The organism is Streptomyces sp. NBC_00016, from assembly GCF_045040885.1.
GTDB lineage: Bacteria > Actinomycetota > Actinomycetes > Streptomycetales > Streptomycetaceae > Streptomyces > Streptomyces coriariae.
On sequence record NZ_CP108304.1, the window covers coordinates 9,839,864 to 9,854,719 of the forward strand.

17 protein-coding genes and 2 pseudogenes are annotated in these 14,856 nt (G+C 69.8%); 11 read left to right on the forward strand and 8 right to left on the reverse strand.

The window, feature by feature from the left end; translation table 11 throughout:
• Positions 1–270: 270 nt before the first annotated feature.
• From OG933_RS43335 to OG933_RS43350, 4 genes are all read right to left on the reverse strand, one after another.
• Complete coding sequence (locus OG933_RS43335) at positions 271–1,920, reverse strand: NAD-dependent malic enzyme (RefSeq protein WP_405632930.1); 1,650 nt, start codon at positions 1,918–1,920, stop codon at positions 271–273.
• A 69-nt stretch (positions 1,921–1,989) separates the two neighbouring features.
• The gene (locus OG933_RS43340; protein ID WP_405632934.1) at positions 1,990–2,118 is read right to left on the reverse strand and encodes a DUF6207 family protein; all 129 of its coding nucleotides are present in this window, start codon (positions 2,116–2,118) and stop codon (positions 1,990–1,992) included.
• Positions 2,119–2,215: 97 nt separating this feature from the next.
• Complete coding sequence (locus tag OG933_RS43345; RefSeq protein WP_362525709.1) at positions 2,216–2,566, reverse strand: STAS domain-containing protein; 351 nt, start codon at positions 2,564–2,566, stop codon at positions 2,216–2,218.
• A gap of 234 nt (positions 2,567–2,800) precedes the next feature.
• Entirely contained in the window at positions 2,801–3,001 is a 201-nt protein-coding gene (locus tag OG933_RS43350) for a hypothetical protein (RefSeq protein WP_405632938.1), read from the reverse strand.
• 633 nt (positions 3,002–3,634) lie between these two features.
• Between OG933_RS43350 and OG933_RS43355 the strand changes: the two are divergent.
• Positions 3,635–3,871 (forward strand): annotated as a pseudogene (locus OG933_RS43355) (ANTAR domain-containing protein); the annotation flags it as partial.
• 123 nt (positions 3,872–3,994) lie between these two features.
• On the opposite strand, the gene OG933_RS43360 reads toward OG933_RS43355, so the two are convergent.
• The gene (locus OG933_RS43360) at positions 3,995–4,363 is read right to left on the reverse strand and encodes an STAS domain-containing protein (protein WP_405632941.1); all 369 of its coding nucleotides are present in this window, start codon (positions 4,361–4,363) and stop codon (positions 3,995–3,997) included.
• Between the two features lie 160 nt (positions 4,364–4,523).
• On the opposite strand from OG933_RS43360, the gene OG933_RS43365 reads away from it, so the two are divergent.
• Entirely contained in the window at positions 4,524–5,003 is a 480-nt protein-coding gene (locus OG933_RS43365; protein WP_405632944.1) for an ATP-binding protein, read from the forward strand.
• Between the two features lie 201 nt (positions 5,004–5,204).
• Here OG933_RS43365 and OG933_RS43370 read toward each other — a convergent pair whose 3' ends face one another.
• Both OG933_RS43370 and OG933_RS43375 read right to left on the reverse strand, forming a co-directional pair.
• Positions 5,205–5,510 (reverse strand): hypothetical protein, encoded by a 306-nt coding sequence (locus tag OG933_RS43370; protein ID WP_362525701.1) that lies wholly within the window; start codon positions 5,508–5,510, stop codon positions 5,205–5,207.
• A 332-nt stretch (positions 5,511–5,842) separates the two neighbouring features.
• The gene (locus tag OG933_RS43375) at positions 5,843–6,199 is read right to left on the reverse strand and encodes a hypothetical protein (protein ID WP_405632948.1); all 357 of its coding nucleotides are present in this window, start codon (positions 6,197–6,199) and stop codon (positions 5,843–5,845) included.
• Between the two features lie 419 nt (positions 6,200–6,618).
• Here OG933_RS43375 and OG933_RS43380 point away from each other — a divergent pair, with 419 nt between their 5' ends.
• From OG933_RS43380 to OG933_RS43415, 8 genes and pseudogenes are all read left to right on the forward strand, one after another.
• Positions 6,619–7,260, forward strand: a complete 642-nt coding sequence (locus tag OG933_RS43380; RefSeq protein ID WP_405632951.1) for a carbonic anhydrase — start codon at positions 6,619–6,621, stop codon at positions 7,258–7,260.
• 351 nt (positions 7,261–7,611) lie between these two features.
• Complete coding sequence (locus OG933_RS43385; RefSeq protein WP_405633709.1) at positions 7,612–8,349, forward strand: DUF4142 domain-containing protein; 738 nt, start codon at positions 7,612–7,614, stop codon at positions 8,347–8,349.
• A 404-nt stretch (positions 8,350–8,753) separates the two neighbouring features.
• A complete protein-coding gene (locus OG933_RS43390) occupies positions 8,754–9,086 on the forward strand; it encodes a hypothetical protein (protein ID WP_405632954.1) in 333 nt (110 codons plus the stop codon).
• Between the two features lie 125 nt (positions 9,087–9,211).
• Positions 9,212–9,418, forward strand: coding sequence for a hypothetical protein (locus tag OG933_RS43395; RefSeq protein ID WP_405632957.1), 207 nt, complete (start codon positions 9,212–9,214; stop codon positions 9,416–9,418).
• A gap of 42 nt (positions 9,419–9,460) precedes the next feature.
• A pseudogene (locus tag OG933_RS43400) lies at positions 9,461–9,928 on the forward strand (alpha/beta fold hydrolase); the annotation flags it as partial.
• Between the two features lie 59 nt (positions 9,929–9,987).
• The gene (locus tag OG933_RS43405; protein ID WP_405632958.1) at positions 9,988–10,119 is read left to right on the forward strand and encodes a hypothetical protein; all 132 of its coding nucleotides are present in this window, start codon (positions 9,988–9,990) and stop codon (positions 10,117–10,119) included.
• 61 nt (positions 10,120–10,180) lie between these two features.
• Complete coding sequence (locus tag OG933_RS43410) at positions 10,181–10,939, forward strand: SDR family oxidoreductase (RefSeq protein ID WP_405632961.1); 759 nt, start codon at positions 10,181–10,183, stop codon at positions 10,937–10,939.
• Between the two features lie 132 nt (positions 10,940–11,071).
• Positions 11,072–11,869 carry an SDR family NAD(P)-dependent oxidoreductase gene (locus OG933_RS43415; protein ID WP_362525682.1) on the forward strand — a complete coding sequence of 266 codons (798 nt, stop codon included), beginning with the start codon at positions 11,072–11,074 and terminating at the stop codon, positions 11,867–11,869.
• Positions 11,870–12,259: 390 nt separating this feature from the next.
• Here OG933_RS43415 and OG933_RS43420 read toward each other — a convergent pair whose 3' ends face one another.
• Complete coding sequence (locus OG933_RS43420) at positions 12,260–13,219, reverse strand: AraC family transcriptional regulator (protein WP_405632963.1); 960 nt, start codon at positions 13,217–13,219, stop codon at positions 12,260–12,262.
• A gap of 300 nt (positions 13,220–13,519) precedes the next feature.
• On the opposite strand from OG933_RS43420, the gene OG933_RS43425 reads away from it, so the two are divergent.
• Positions 13,520–14,392, forward strand: coding sequence for an alpha/beta hydrolase (locus tag OG933_RS43425; protein WP_362525678.1), 873 nt, complete (start codon positions 13,520–13,522; stop codon positions 14,390–14,392).
• Positions 14,393–14,856 lie beyond the last annotated feature (464 nt).

The following is a 14,856-nucleotide window of genomic DNA, read 5'->3' on the forward strand; positions in this document are numbered from 1 at the left end:
GGGTGACAGCGACGTAGAGATCGAGAACGAGAAGAACACCCCCGTCGACTGCGCGGCCCGACCGCCGCCACAGGCTGCACCGGCCAAGCGCCCATGGCCGTAGAGCGTCCGGTTTCTCAGGCCGCGAGCACGTCCCGCGGCCGCAGCGGCGAGACCGTGATGGTTTCGGAGCACCGATCGGAGAGCCGGTCTTCGTGCGCAGGTTTCTGAACCCCCTGCGAAGAAAGTGGCGCACTCCTACCGCGTGTCCGCTCTGCTGGGGGCAGCCTGTCATTGTGCGTACTCAGGGCTCCATTGGGCAGCCTCGACAGCCGCGCGCAGTTCCTCCTGCGTGGCCTTCGGGGCGACGCCGTCCTGTACCGCCGCTGTCGCTGCGGCCATCGCGATCTCCCGGGCAGCGTCCCGCATCTCCCGCAGCGGGGGCAGCAGGGGCGCGGGGGCCTCACTGTCCTGGGGGGCGAACTGGGCGGCGCAGTCACCGACCGCGCGGGCGGCGGCCACCATCATGCGGTCCGTGACCCGGGTGGCCCGGCTTGCGGTGACCGCCAGGCCGATGGCGGGGAACACGTACACGTTGTTCGCCTGGGCGACCGGCACCTCGCGGCCGTCGACCGTCACCGGCGGGAACGGGGAACCCGTGGCGACCAGAACCTTGCCGTCCGTCCAGCGCACGAGGTCGGCGGGGTCGGCCTCGGCATGGGAGGTCGGGTTGGACAGCGGGAAGATCACCGGGCGCTCGCAGGAGGCCGCCATCCGCCGCACGATCTCCTCGGTGAAGGCGCCGTGCGCAGTGGAGAGCCCGATCAGCACGGTCGGCTCGACCCGGTCCACCACCTCGGCCAGGCTGTACGACTCCTGCTCGTCGTCGCGGGCGTAGACCCGCTGCTCGTCGGTCAAGTCGGCACGGGAGCCGGTCAGCAGCCCATCGACGTCCACGAACCAGAATCGCGAGGCGGCATCCGCTTGCGGCATGCCGTCGTCGACCAGAGCGCTGCGGATCATGTCGGCCACGCCGACCGCGGCGGAGCCCGCGCCGAGGATCACGATCCGCTGGTCGGTGAGCCGGGTCCGCGTCACCCGCACGGCCGTGGTCAGTGCGCCGAGCGCGACGGCCGCGGTGCCCTGGATGTCGTCGTTGAAAGTCAGAAGCCGGTCCTGGTAGCGGGTAAGAATGCGCCGGGCTTGTGCCGTGGCGAAGTCCTCCCACTGCAACAAGGTCCCCGGCATCTCGGCCTCCACGGCCGCGACCAGCGCCTCCACCAGCTCGTCGTACTCGGTCCCGGTGACCCGGCGCTCGCGGCGGCCCAGGTAGTGCGGGTTGTCGAGCAGTTCCTCGTTGTCCGTCCCGGCGTCCAGCAGGATCGGCAGCGTACGAGCGGGGTGGATGCCTCCGATCGCTGTGTAGAGGCTGAGCTTGCCGATCGGGATGCCCATGCCGCCGACCCCCTGGTCGCCCAGGCCGAGAATGCGCTGGCCGTCGGTGACGACGATGACGTCCACGTCCTTGTGCGGGCGGTTGCGCAGGATGTCCCGGAAGCGGTGCCGGTCCTCGTAGGACAGGAACAGTCCCCGTGGGCGGCGGTAGATCTCGCTGAAGCGGCGGCACGCCTCGCCGACCGTCGGGGTGTAGACGACGGGCAGCATCTCCTCCAGGTGGCGGGTGACCAGTCGATGGAACAGCACCTCGTTGGTGTCTTGGAGCTGGCGCAGGTAGATGTGCCGGTTCAGCGGCTTGTCGTAGCCGACGAACGCCGCGTACGCGCGATCGGCCTGGTCGTCCAGGGTCTCCACCGCGGCCGGCAGCAGCCCGTCAAGGCCGAACTCCGCTCGCTCCGTCGCGCTGAACGCGGTCCCCTTGTTGTGCAGAGGGTCGGACAGAAGCGCGGTGCCCTGGGTGCCTTGCGAATCGTTCCTTGTCATACTTCCTCGCCTGCCCCGCATGTCCTCGTTCTCATGCCAAGCTGTCGGCAAGGCGTTGGCAAGGAACGGTCACCGGCCCGCCATGTCCTCGATTCCGGGAGACAGGGCACACATGAAGGCGGTCTGGTCGTCGCAGGGGGCGACTTCCACCACGGCCAGCCCCGGCTCCGCGACATGCACTGCGTTGATCGGCCTCATGCATGGCACTACGCACCAGCACCCGCAGAAGTTCGCCGATCCCGCCGTCTTCACCCGACCGGGTAGAGGGCCGGTATGGCGGGCGACTCCGGTCTCTTCAGGCGGGGAGGGCGGCTTGGAGCGTGGCATACGTCGGCAGGAGCTCATCGAGGCCGACGATGTGCAGCAGCCGCTGCACGGCTGGGGGAACGTTCGCCAGGCGAAGCCAGCCGTCGCTCTTCTGCGCGGCACGGTGGGCGTGGACGAGGAAGTGGATGCCGCTGGTGTCCATGAACGTGACGTGCTCGAAGTCGATGACCGTGCATGGCGCGCATCGATCGCCTCCGCCGCAGTCGAACGCCCAGCCCACAAATCCCACACTGCTGTGGTCGATCTCGCCGCGCGGCGTCAGGACGTGCACGCCCTGAGTGGTCGTGTGCTGGGAGACAGCCAGAAGGGATGCGTCCATGGGACCACCTCGTTCTTCCTCCGTGGAAGCCCCACGGAGTCGACATCCCCACGCAAACGCAGGACCCGTTGCGATGTCAACAAAATCTGGGTTCGTATACCTCGCCCCTGCGTGGGATGGACATGGGGCCGGCACCGGGATCGTGTGGGGTGAGGCAACAACCCCTGCCGAGTCCTGAGGGGGCTTGCCCTGCCCGGCCTGGAAGACCCGTCCCTCAGAGGCCCGCGCGGCGGCTTACCCGGAGGCATCGGCCGTCTTCTGCTCGCGATCGTGCCTGAGCGCGGCACGGGCCGCGGGGACGTCGGCGGGGGTGAGCTTGCCCCAGAACGCGTGGCTGACGATCAACGCTTTTGCTTGCCTCGCCCCGCGGCCGGGGATCTCCGCGGGGTCCTGGGTGTTGGCCAGGTCCTGGGCGAAGTTGTACGAGGCTGCCACGAGGCAAGGGCGCTGCCGTTCGAACAGGTGGACGGTTGCTGTGTGGAAGAGTGCCTGTTCAACCCGCCACCATCAAGCTGGATTGATCGTTGACGTTGCCATGAAGACGCCTCGCTTCCTAGCAGCAGCCGCGCTTGCTGTCGTAGCCACCATCGCCGTGGCTACCCCCGCTTCCGCCGTGTCCCTGCCCCCGCCAGCGCCGACGCTGAACTTCATCGGCAGCATCGTGGTGAAGGTTCTTGCTGGAGGTGCAGATTTGGTTGGTCTGTAGCCTGGCGATCCGCCCGTAGGCCGCAACTGCGCTTCAGGGAGGCAGCTATCGGCCGCCGAACGGGCCACCCCAGCCAAGGGCGGGCCGCCGTGACGGGCCGTCCGGCGGGTACGTCGTGCCGTCGCCGTCCCCTTTCGTGAACGCGGCTGTTGGCCGCGCGGAGCGGGTGTGCGAGCGGATGTGAGGGCGACTCGGCGGGGGAGGGGTTGGGGAGACAGCCTCTCGGGTTCTTCACCGGCCGCGGTCGGTGAAGAACTCCTCCCCCCGTTTCATGTGATCTTCGTGTCGCGTGGGGAGTGTCTTGCAGTTGCGGTTGGGGGCAGGCGTACGGGAAACGTCCGCCCCTGTATGGAGACCCGGCCATGACGACCTCGTCCCGTGTTCCGCGGCGCCTGCCCGACGACGGCACGCGCAACGCCGTAGCGGCCGGCTGTCTGGAGCAGGAGAACGCGCAGCTGAGGCGCGCGGTTGTTTCCCACGCGACGGTCGACCAGGCCCTCGGTGTCCTCGTCGCGGTCCACCGGATTGCGCCGGCTGCCGGGTTCGGGGTGCTGCGTGAGGTCTCCCAGCACACCAACATCAAGCTGCACACGGTCGCCGAAATGGTGATCGACTGGGCGCTGGGGCAGCAGCCGCTACCGGAGACGGTGGCGCGGGAGCTGGACCGGGCCGTGCAGCGTTGCTCGCGGCAGGAGGATGCCGGACCGGCCTCAGTAGGGCACTCAGGGGTTGAGGGCCTGCTCGAGGGTGGGGTGGCAGGTGATGACGGCGTCGATGCCGACCAGCTGCAGGACGTGCAGGACGGGGTTCTGTGCGGCGGCGATGCGCAGCCAGCCGTCGGTGCTGGTGACGGCTTGGTGGGCGGTGACGAAGACGTTGATGCCGCTGGAGTCCATGAAGGTCACGCCGCTGAGGTCGACCACGATCCGCGACGCCTGTGCCGTGCCGTCCTCTGGGAGCAGGGCGTTGCTGAGGACGTTCTTGACGTCGTGGTCGATCTCGCCCTGCACGGTGACGACGCGCACGCCGTCGACCGTGCGGTGCGCGACGGAGAACCGGTCGGGCCGGTCCGCTTGCTCGATGTAGCTCACCGTCTCCTCGAAATGCGCTTGGGCCTGCCCCCGGGACAGGGCGTGCACGGACGATTCTGCCCCACCGCCTGAACCCCATGCACGCAGACGGCCGTGGCGAATAACATGCCTCTGGCATGTAGGACGGGATCGGGGGTAGTGGCGCGCTCGTGAATGGTGAATGAGGGCGACGCCCGAGGCATCCCAAGACGACGGTGACGGCCGTCCCGAGCCGGTGATGCGCACCGGCTACGCCCTGGACGGAGACGGCAGCTGCATCGCCAAGGCCCGACACCACGCGGTCGCCTTTCTCGACCAGGCCGACGGCGACCACCGTTTGGCCGTATCCGCGCGGGCGCGAGACCTCACCCAGCTGGTCGTCAGCGAACTGGTCACCAACGCCCTCAAGTACGCCCCCGGCCCGGTCCTGATGGAATTGCGGATCAACACCCAGGCCGTGGACGTCGTCGTGTGGGACAGCGACCCCACGGTGCCCGCGGCCCGGTCGGCCAACCCCGACCGGGTCGGCCAGCACGGCCTGGAGATCGTCAAAGCTATTGCCGAGGCCCTCGTCGTCGAGCAGCAGCCGGTCGGTAAACGCATCACGGCCCGCATCCCGCTGTCCGACACCCCGACAGCGACACCGCAGCCTCCGGCCTGACCTGGCGGCCACCCCCGGCCTGGTACTGCGCCTGGTACTGCGCGATGCGTGCCGAGGACGTATCGGCTGGAGGGAGTGCGTGGTTCTGATCCCGGACACGGTGCAGTCCGGGATGTCAGGCACGCGCTGATGGTGGGGATCAGCTGTTGAGCTGTGCTTTGCGTGCGAGGGGTCGCGATTTGTGTTCTCGTGCGTTTCAGGTCAGGGCGTCGGAGGCACGGCGCGGTGGAGAGGTTCGAGGTCTCCGTGGAGGGCGGCGTGGAGTGCGGCTGCGAGTTCGCGGGCTCGTTCTTCGCTCGACACGTTGTGCATCATGAAGTAGATCGGTCCTGCGTAGGCGTCCGCACCGATTTCGCGGTCGTGGACCAGGCGGCTGAACGCGGCCCGGACAGCCTCGTTCACGGTGTCGTCGACGGAGTGTCCGGGTCCGGCGGTGAGCGTGTCCGCCTTCACGGTCCACCGCGGACCGTCGGATTCGATAGCGACGAACACGGCTCGGTGCGCCATGGCCTGCCTGTATGCCGTGTGGAAAGCATCGGCGCCGGAGACGTCCGGGACGAGAGGGGCGGGGCAGGGAACCGGCAGCGGCTGCATAGGGAGATTGTGCAAGAGGGCGGTAGCACTTACGTCTGTCGACACCCCGCGGCTCGGTCTGCCGGCCCTGCCCGTGAACGAGCGCTTGTACACCGGGTGGCTGCGTTCTCCCCCGGACTGTGACCCCGGGGCACGCGACGGCCCGACCGTGATGGCGAGGTGCTGAGCCTCCCGCGCGGTAGTCGGTCGGCTTCATCGTCGTCGTGACTCGCTGTCAGTCGCGTGTGCTGCGCGGTCACTCGGGTTCAGCCCAGGAGGGTGGGGATACCGGGGGTGAGCCAACGCAGGCGGTCGGTGAGGTCCGCTTGTTCGAAGGCGGTGACGATGTCCTCACGCACCCGGGAGAAGTGTGCCCAGGATGCGTAGTGGACCGGGACAACGCCCTTGGCGCCGAGCGAACGGGTGAGTTCGGCCCCTTGAGCGCCGTCGAGGGTAATGGCCGGCTCGCCGATCTCATCGACCTGTGCGGCTCCGAAGTGCAGGATGACGGTGCCGAAGCGGTACTGCGCCGGAGCCAGGTCGAAGACCGGATCGGTCAGGAGCCGGAAGCCGCCGATTTCCAGCACGGTGGTGACGGCCGTCGAACCAGGGGCCTTGTTCAAGGATCACCGGACGGTGGATCAGCGTGCCGGATCGCTCCGAGCGCCCGGGGCCGGCGAGGTGACCGCCACACTCGCTGAGCAGAAGGAGGACGGAACAACGAAAAGGGACGTCGTGGCGGCGCTGCTGGCGCAGGCCCTCCACGGAGGGGACCGTGAGTGATCCCGGGCTGTCCGCCCTCGTTCGGCCGACAGCGCGGGCAGCGCCTCGCTCGTTGTGGGGGTATGAATGACATGCAGGGCGTTGTGGACCAGTGGCCACCCGGGGCGGGGTCGCAGCGCCGCGCGCTGAGGTACCACCTCGAGACCGCCCTCGCCTGGCGCCTGGGGGTAGTGCCCCAGCCCTTCGGCGTGGCCCTCTCCGACGAGCCGAGGCAGGGCCAGGCGGCGCCACGGATGGTGCCGGCTCATAGGCTGCGGCCATGACCGAAATCGCGGCCCCGACGCCCCGTGACGCATTCGCGCTCCTGCTGGCCGGAAACCAGCGCTTCGTCGCCGGCGCCCCTGAGCACCCCAACCAGGACGCCACCCGTCGCGCCGAGATCGCGCCGGCCCAGCAGCCCTTTGCCGTCCTGTTCGGATGCTCCGACTCCCGGCTGGCCGCTGAGATCATCTTCGACCGCGGCTTGGGTGACCTGTTCGTCGTGCGCACCGCGGGCCACGTCATGGGTGCGGAAGTGCTGGGCAGCATCGAGTACGGGGTGGACGTACTGGGCTGCCCGCTGGTGATGGTGCTCGGTCACGATTCGTGCGGCGCGGTCGGCGCGGCGTGCGCCGCGCTGGAGGACGGCACGGTGCCGGCCGGGTACGTCCGAGACGTCGTGGAGCGCGTGACTTCCAGCGTGCTGGCGGCGCGGGCCGCCGGTCGGGTGGAGCCGGAGGAGATTCTCGCCGAGCACATAAGGCACACCGTCGACCTGCTGCTGGACCGCTCCCGGGTGCTCGCCGAGAGAGTCGCCGCCGGGCAAGCCGCCGTGGTCGGGCTGTGCTACCGCCTGGCTGACGGCAGTGCGCAGCTCGTCGCGTCCCGTGGCCTCGACGCAGCGGTGCCCACCGCGTCCTGACATTCCCCAACCGTGCTGCTCAGCGTGAGCTGGCCGCGGTCGCAGGGGCCCGTCCAAGCAGGGACCCGCACAAGCAGGGACCCGGATAAGTGGACGAGGACCTCGACCAGCCCCCGGGGGGACAGGGCCGACCTCACCCTCCGCACCCCCGTCGAGCTCGATGCCTCCAGCTTCGGTTTGTTCTCTTTGAGGGCCTAGAGGCTCTTTCTGTGTCCTGCCTATGAAGACGTTGCTGGGTCTGATGAGCCGGAATGGCGCCGCGCGCGTAGTTCTCTTCATCCGCTCCCCATCGGGTGAGCAAGTCAGCGGATTTCCTGACGGGCAGGAGGACTGGTGCAACTTTCGCGGAACATGGTGGGCGCTGTCGTCGTAGGGGGCGCACTGACCCTGACACTGGGTGCGCTGGCCTACCCGTCGATGCTCGGACTTGACACCGTGTCGACCTCGACGGACCGGATCATCGCCAACACCCAGTGGGGTCCGTTCACCGAGGGCGACCGCGCCTTCGTCGTGGCGGTGCGCGCTGCCGGTCTGTGGGAGCATCCGGTCGGGCTGATCGGGCTCCAGAAGGGGCAGAGCAAGGGGGTCCTCACCGCCAGCCAGCACCTGGTCGACGGGCACGCGGCCCTGGACGAGACCTGCCGCAAGATCGCGCCGCTGCTGAACGTGACCCTGCCCAACATCGCCAGTCCGCAGCAGGAAGGGTTCGTCAACACCTTGAAGGCGGACCAGGGCAAGCAGTTCGACGTCGACTTCGCCAACATCCTGCGCATGACGCACGGTTCGATCTTCAACACGGTGGCGAAGATCCGCTCGACGACGAAGAACACGCTGGTGCGCGCGCTGGCCGACCAGGCCAACGACACCGTCCTGGACCACATCACGGTGATGGAGCAGACCGGTCTGGTCGACTTCGACACCACGCTGTTCACCCAGACCACCCCGCCGAAGCTGCCCAAGTCGGACATGACCCCGCCGGTCCCGCCCGTCGGCCAGCCGCTGATCGTTCTGCCCCCGCCGGCGAACGCCACGTCCACCCCGGTGGACCTGGGACCCGCCATGAACGGCCCGGCCGCCAACGGCAGCTAGGCGGGCGACAGCAGGGCCCACGGCACCCGGGGGAGGCGGATGGCCGCCAGCCAGTGGGAGCCGTCCGGTGATGCCAGGCGGTGACGTGTTGCCGGCCACCGGCTCGCCCAACCGATCGGACACATGCGCCGCCGAAGACGGGTCCTCGAAGGCCCGGTCGAGGTACGTCTCGCCGGGGAAGATCGGACAGGCGCATCCGCAGCCCATGGTGGTGCCCAGCGGTCGCCGACATCCGGCTGTTCGCATCGGTCTGCCGATCCACCGGCGCGGACGCAGCGCTTTTATCCGTCCTCATTGCAATCGTGCAGGTCGCACGGCCGGCGGCCAGGGCGGGTTCGCCGTCTGCGCTACGGCTTGGCGTGGGCTCCCTGGCGGCGGGCTTTGACGTGCTCGGGGAGGAAGCGGTGCGTCAGGAAGTCGCACCGCTCGGCATCACCACCCTCCTCGTCGAGCCCGGACCGTTCCGCACCGACTGGGCGGGCCGCTCGGCCAACGAGACCCTGCCCGAGCGGGAGATCGCCGACTACGCGGAAACGGTCGGCGCCCAGCGCGCCGCGTTCCGGGCGGACACCGGCAACGAGCCCGGCGACCCCGCGGCCGCCGCCCGGGCACTCCTCACCTCCCTGGCAGGCGCGACCCGCTCTCGCGACGCCGTCTGCGACTTGGCCGACTTCGACGGTCCGATCGAGGCGTGGGAGGCAACGCTCATCTGCGCCCGTTCGGCATCTGCCTGCTAGGCGCTCCGGGGCCGACGAGCCCACCGCATGTGCGAACCACCCGCCCCGCGGACGCGCAGCCCACGGCCACGGCCACCGTGGCCGCGGACCGAGTCCCGCCCCGCCCGATGGAGAGGCCAGTTTCGATGACGACGACGTCCCCCAGCGCCGACCTTCCCGCTCGCTCCGCAGTGCCGGGCAGCCAGGTAGAGATCACCCACGGACGGGCCTGGACCGACCAGGACGCCGGGGTCCGCATTGGCTACACCCTCGCCGAGCCCGCCGGCTCCCCGCAGGAACCTGAGAAGACCGTCCTGCTCATCCACGGCGCTCCCCAGACCCGGCACGCCTGACGCAAGCCACTGATCCCGCTCGCGGAGGCCGGCAACCGGGTCATCGCCCCCGACTACCGCGGTGCCGACGCGTCAACCAAACCGCGCGACGGCTACGACAACTGCACCAATGCCGCCGACCTGCACGCCCTGGTCCACGACCGCCTCGGCATCGACAGCCCGATCTCCGTCGTCGGCCACGACCTCGGCTCGATGCCCGCCCTCGGCTACGCCCTGCGCTACCGCGACGTCGTCGTCAGCCTCACCACCATGGAAGCGCCGCTGCCCGGCACCGACCACCACGAGCAGCGCAAGACCGCGAAGAGCGCCTGGCACTTCGACTTCCACGCCCACCCCGACATCGCCGTCCACCTCATCCACGGCCGCGAACGCTGGTACATCACCCGCTTCTTCGACGACCTCACCTACCGGCCCGACGCGATGACGAACGCGGACATCGACGTCTACGCCCGGCCTTCGAGGCCCCCGGCGCGACGCGCGCGCTGTGCGAGATCTACCGAGAACTCGACCACGACGCAGCCGTCCACCGTGACGCCGGCGCCCAGGCCCTGGCGGCCAACTACCAGCCCATGTGCGAGGAGATCGCCGAGAACGTCACCGGACACCTCGTCCCCGACGCCGGCCACTGGGTCGCCGAGGAGAACCCCGCGTGCTTCACCCGCATGTTCCTCGACTTCGACGCCTCCACCCGCGCCGGCTGACCAGCCCACGCCCCACCCCACCCCACCCATGCCAGCAACCCCGGACCGAAGGAGAACCACCGTGGCTGACATCGCCGCCAACCACCTGCAGGGCCGCGTGAGCGTCATCACCGGAGCCTCCTCCGGCATCGGCGCCGCCACCGCCCGCGCCCTGGCCACCCGCGGCGCTCACGTAGTCCTCGCCGCCCGCAACGTCGACAAGCTCGACGATCTGGTCACCGGCATCCGCGAGGCCGGCGGCACCGCCACCGCACGGATCACCGACGTCACCCGCCCCGACGACGTCGAAGGGCTCATCGACTTCGCCCAGGCCGAGTTCGGTCCCGTCGACCACCTCGTCAACAACGCCGGCCTGATGCTGTTCTCCCAGTGGGCCGACCGCGCGGCCGACGACTGGAACAAGATGATCGACACCAACATCCGCGGCTACCTGCACGCGATCAGCGCCGTACTGCCGGGCATGATCGCCCGCCGCTCCGGCCACATCCTGAACATGAGCTCGGTCGCCGGCATCCGCGTCGGCGGTTCCAGCGGCGTCTACAGCGCCACCAAGTTCTTCATCCGCGGCATCACCGACAGCCTCCGCCAAGAGGTCGGCACCGCACACGGCATCCAGATCTCCATGATCAGCCCCGGCGTCATCGACACCGGCTGGGCCGACAAGGTCACCAACGATGACGCCAGGCGAACCGCCCAGGACCTCAACGAGGGTGCCATCCATCCCGACGGCGTCGCCGACGCCGTGGTGTACGCCCTTGACCAGCCCGCCGACGTCACTGTCAACGACCTGGTCATCCACCCCACCCGCCAGCAATGGTGACCTGCACCCTCCCGACGTGCCCGCCCTGGCGAGCGATGCCACTGTGAAACCGGGGCAGGCGCCACCCAAGCACCGGGTCGGCCACCGGCAGCCACCCGTACCCCCTGCCCACACCGATGAAGGGACCACCTCGTGACCCGCACCCCAGACAGCCGGCCGCTGGCCCTGGTGACCGGCGCCTCCTCCGGCATCGGCTACGAACTCGCGACCCTATTCGCCATCAACGGCTTCGACGTCATCGCCACCGGCCGCAGTGACAAGACCGACCAGGCCGCCACCGACCTCGCCCGGCACGGCACCACGGTCATCCCCGTACGCGCCGACCTTGCCCGCGCCGACGGCGTCCAGACCGTGTGGCGCGCGGTGGAGGAGACCGGACGCCCGCTGGACGTGGCCGTCCTCAACGCCGGGCGCAGCATCGGCGGCGCCTTCCTCGACACCGACCTCGACGACGAACTCGCCCTCATCGACCTGAACGTCACCTCCGTCGTCCACCTCGCCAAACACGTCGCCCGCCACATGGCCGCCCACGGCCGCGGGCGCATCCTGATCACCTCATCGCTGTCCGCGACCCTGCCCACCCCCTACGAGACGGTCTACGGACCCTCGCGCGCCTTCACCCGCATGTTCGCCCTCGGCCTGCGCGAAGAACTCAAGGAACACGGGATCACCGTCACCACCCTCCTGCCCGGCGCCACCGACAGCGACTTCCACGCCCGCGCCGGCATGGACAACACCGCCTTCGGCCCCGGCATGAAGAAGAACAGCCGCAAGGACGTCGCCCGCCAGGGCTTCCTCGCCCTGATGAACGGCGATGCCGAAGTCATCGGCGGCGACGCCGCCACCAAACGCACCGCCTGGAAGAACCGCTTCCTGCCCGAACCGCTCAAGGCCGCACGCCATGCCCGCATGGCCAAACCGCGGACCTGAACGCCGTACGCCGCCTCATGATGTCGGGGACCCTGCCGCTCCCGACTGGTCTGGGACGTCCTGGACGCCGCGGCCGGGAACCCGTGGGGTTTCCGGCAGTGGGACGCCGGCGATCGCGAGGGCGCGCATCGCGTCCGTCGGTCAGCTGGCGGTCATCTTCTTCGCCAACCGCGCGATGCGCACCTGTCCATGCTGGACATCGTCTGGCTCGGATAGCCACCTGTGGCCATGGTCCGCTCCCGGACTCGGTGGTGGTCCGGCCGCGGCACGCGGAGCCGGAGGATTGGTGCGGCGAGGGCCTGGTGTGGGCGGCGCTCAAGTGCGCGGAGGGCGGGGCACCTCGACCGCTACGGTGCCCTGCCCTGGCATGGGGGGAACGGGGCGGGGTGGTCAGTGTGTGTGGAGGCGGCGCCATTCGCGTGGGGTGACGCCGTAGGCGGTTCGGAAGCGTCGGCTGAAGTGGCTGGGGCTCGTGAAGCCGCAACGCATCGCCAGTGCGGAGACCGGCAGGTGGGCGTGGTGGGGGGAGCGGAGCAGGCGGCGGGCGGCTTCCAGGCGTTCGTGGATGATCCACTGTTCGAGGCTGAGGCCGGCCTGGCTGAGCAGGGTGTAGAGCTGGCGGCGGGAGATGGCGTGGGCTCGCGCGATCCGGTCCGGGGTGAGTCCGGGGTCGGTGAGGTGCCCGCGGACGTACGCGATGATCCGGGTGGTGAGGGTGTCGTTCAGGGCTTCGCGGGTCCTGGGGTCCCGTGGGTCGTGGGCGGCCGAGGTGAGCAGGGCCCGGACCAGTTCCGTGGTGGCGTCGGCCAGAGCAGGTGCGCCCGGATCCGCGGCGAGGGTGTCGGGGTCGCGCCGCAGTGCGCGCAGGTGGTCGAGCAGGAGGTCGTGCAGGGGGCTCGAGCGGAGCTGGAGTGAGGCCCGGACCACGGAGTCCACCGGGAGACCGAGGTGTTCCATGTCGATGGTGACAGCCATCGAAGAGCCTTCGCCGGACCAGCCGTAGCGGCGGGGTGAGAGCTCGTGGAAAACAGCGATGTCGGTGGGACCGAGGGTGTAGCGTTCGCCACCGTTCTCGGCCCGGTGGACGCCGTGGGTCTGGAGCGATATCGAGATCACCGGCCGGTCGCGGTGCCAGCGGACGTGCCGGGAGGTGCGGCTGACCTCGAAGCCGGTGCAGTCCATGTCGAAGAGGTCGAGCGAGCCGATCCGCCAGGTCTGGACGCGGGCCCGCAGGCCGCCGGCCGGGTCTTCGTGGTGGATGTCGTTCGGAACCGAGGTGTCGTTCATCGCGTTGCGGAACGCCTCCACCCGGTCCTGTGGTGCGAGCGTGTCCAGGTCCAGCAGCAGCAACGGTCCGGCCCCTCTCCTCGTCCGTCATGTCGTCTTGGCAGAACCATTTTGATGTTCCGTCAGTCCGTTGCGCGAGGCTCGTCATGCGCGTGGACCTGCTCTGCACGCAGGGGCAGGTCCTGTGCGTTCAGGGGCGACCTGCGGCCTCGCGGGCTCTCTAGGGTTCTGGATGTCTCGCCGCACCGCTACGGGGACGCCTCGGTCCGCGTCACCCCTGTGTGCGTGCTCGCCGGGGCCCGGCCGCCGCCGCGCGGCCGCTGGGCTGGTCGGCACCGCAACCCGCCACAACGAGGAGTCACCATGAGTATTCCGTCCGACAGCGCTTCCTTCGCACGAGACCTCGCCGAGGTCGAGCGGGCGAACGCCGGCGGCCGGGTCCCGGTCGTCTTCATCCACGGACTGTGGCTGCTGCCGACCAGCTGGCAGCGGTGGGCCACGGTCTTCGAGGAGGCCGGCTTCGCTCCGGTCCTGCCGGGATGGCCGGACGACCCGCAGAACGTGGAGGAGGCGCACGCCCACCCCGAGGCCTTCGCGGGCAAGAGCGTGGGCCAGGTCGCCGACCACTTCTGCGACCTGATCGGCCGCCTTGACCGCAAGCCCGTGGTGATCGGCCACTCCTTCGGCGGCCTGATCACCCAGATCACCGCCGGGCGCGGCCTGTCCCAGGCATCGGTGGCGATCGACCCGGCCCCCTTCCGGGGCGTGCTGCCCCTGCCGCTGTCCTCCCTGCGGGCCGCGAGCGCCGTGCTCGGCAACCCGGCCAACTACCACCGGGCCGTCCCGCTGACGTTCGATCAGTTCCGCTACGCCTTCGCCAACGCCGTCAGCGAGGAGGAGGCGCTGCAGCTGTACGCCGCTTTCGCGGTGGCCGCTCCGGGCGAGCCGCTGTTCCAGGCGGCAGCCGCCAACCTCAACCCCTGGACCGAGGCCAAGGTGGACACCCTGGCAGCCGACCGCGGCCCTCTGCTGGTCATCTCGGGGGAGAAGGACAACACCGTGCCCTGGTCCATCGCCAACGCTGCCTACAAGAAGCAGGCACAGAACGCGCACGCCGTCACGGAGATCACCGAACTCCCGGGCCGGGGCCACTCCCTGACGATCGACAGCGGATGGCGCGAGGTCGCCGACACCGCGCTGGCCTTTATTCGCCGCTTCGTTGACCCCACTGCCTGACACCCTGGTCCAGGGCAGAACCGGCCGGGCCGACCCCGAACCGCCCGCTGCCGGTCGCGCGACGACGTCCCCGGTACGCGGTTCTGCGTGGGTCTGCCCAGGCTACGGCGCGGTGAGCCGGTCCCGGTGGGCGCCGTTTGCCCAGGCAGGCGAACGTTGACGGGTCAGGGTCTGAGACCGGGGGAGGGGAATGCCCTCATCGCGTCTGAGTGCTTGCGGCTGGGGACGCTGAGGGAATGCCGGAGTGATGCCGCGGGACAAGTCGGGGGTGTCGGGGCGGCAGTGGGTGCAGGGCCGCGAATTCGCCGGGGCCGAGAGGGCCGGGGAGAAACGCCGGGGCGAGATTCGCCGACGCGCGGGTGGTGCCCGTGTCGAACCCCACGCCGACCAGCGCGGTCGCGAGTCCGGGGACTGCGGGGAACCAGACCAGCAGCGCCCCATCAGCCCCCGCGCACGGGACGCCA

Excerpts from the sequence above, each read along its gene's own strand:
- OG933_RS43335 (WP_405632930.1), bottom strand. The coding sequence starts at position 1,920 with ATGACAAGGAACGATTCGCAAGGCACCCAGGGCACCGCGCTTCTGTCC.
- OG933_RS43340 (WP_405632934.1), bottom strand. The coding sequence starts at position 2,118 with ATGAGGCCGATCAACGCAGTGCATGTCGCGGAGCCGGGGCTGGCCGTG.
- OG933_RS43345 (WP_362525709.1), bottom strand. The coding sequence starts at position 2,566 with ATGGACGCATCCCTTCTGGCTGTCTCCCAGCACACGACCACTCAGGGC.
- OG933_RS43365 (WP_405632944.1), top strand. The coding sequence starts at position 4,524 with ATGAGGGCGACGCCCGAGGCATCCCAAGACGACGGTGACGGCCGTCCC.
- OG933_RS43370 (WP_362525701.1), bottom strand. The coding sequence starts at position 5,510 with ATGGCGCACCGAGCCGTGTTCGTCGCTATCGAATCCGACGGTCCGCGG.
- OG933_RS43380 (WP_405632951.1), top strand. The coding sequence starts at position 6,619 with ATGACCGAAATCGCGGCCCCGACGCCCCGTGACGCATTCGCGCTCCTG.
- OG933_RS43385 (WP_405633709.1), top strand. The coding sequence starts at position 7,612 with ATGGTGGGCGCTGTCGTCGTAGGGGGCGCACTGACCCTGACACTGGGT.
- OG933_RS43395 (WP_405632957.1), top strand. The coding sequence starts at position 9,212 with ATGACGACGACGTCCCCCAGCGCCGACCTTCCCGCTCGCTCCGCAGTG.
- OG933_RS43405 (WP_405632958.1), top strand. The coding sequence starts at position 9,988 with ATGTGCGAGGAGATCGCCGAGAACGTCACCGGACACCTCGTCCCCGAC.
- OG933_RS43425 (WP_362525678.1), top strand. The coding sequence starts at position 13,520 with ATGAGTATTCCGTCCGACAGCGCTTCCTTCGCACGAGACCTCGCCGAG.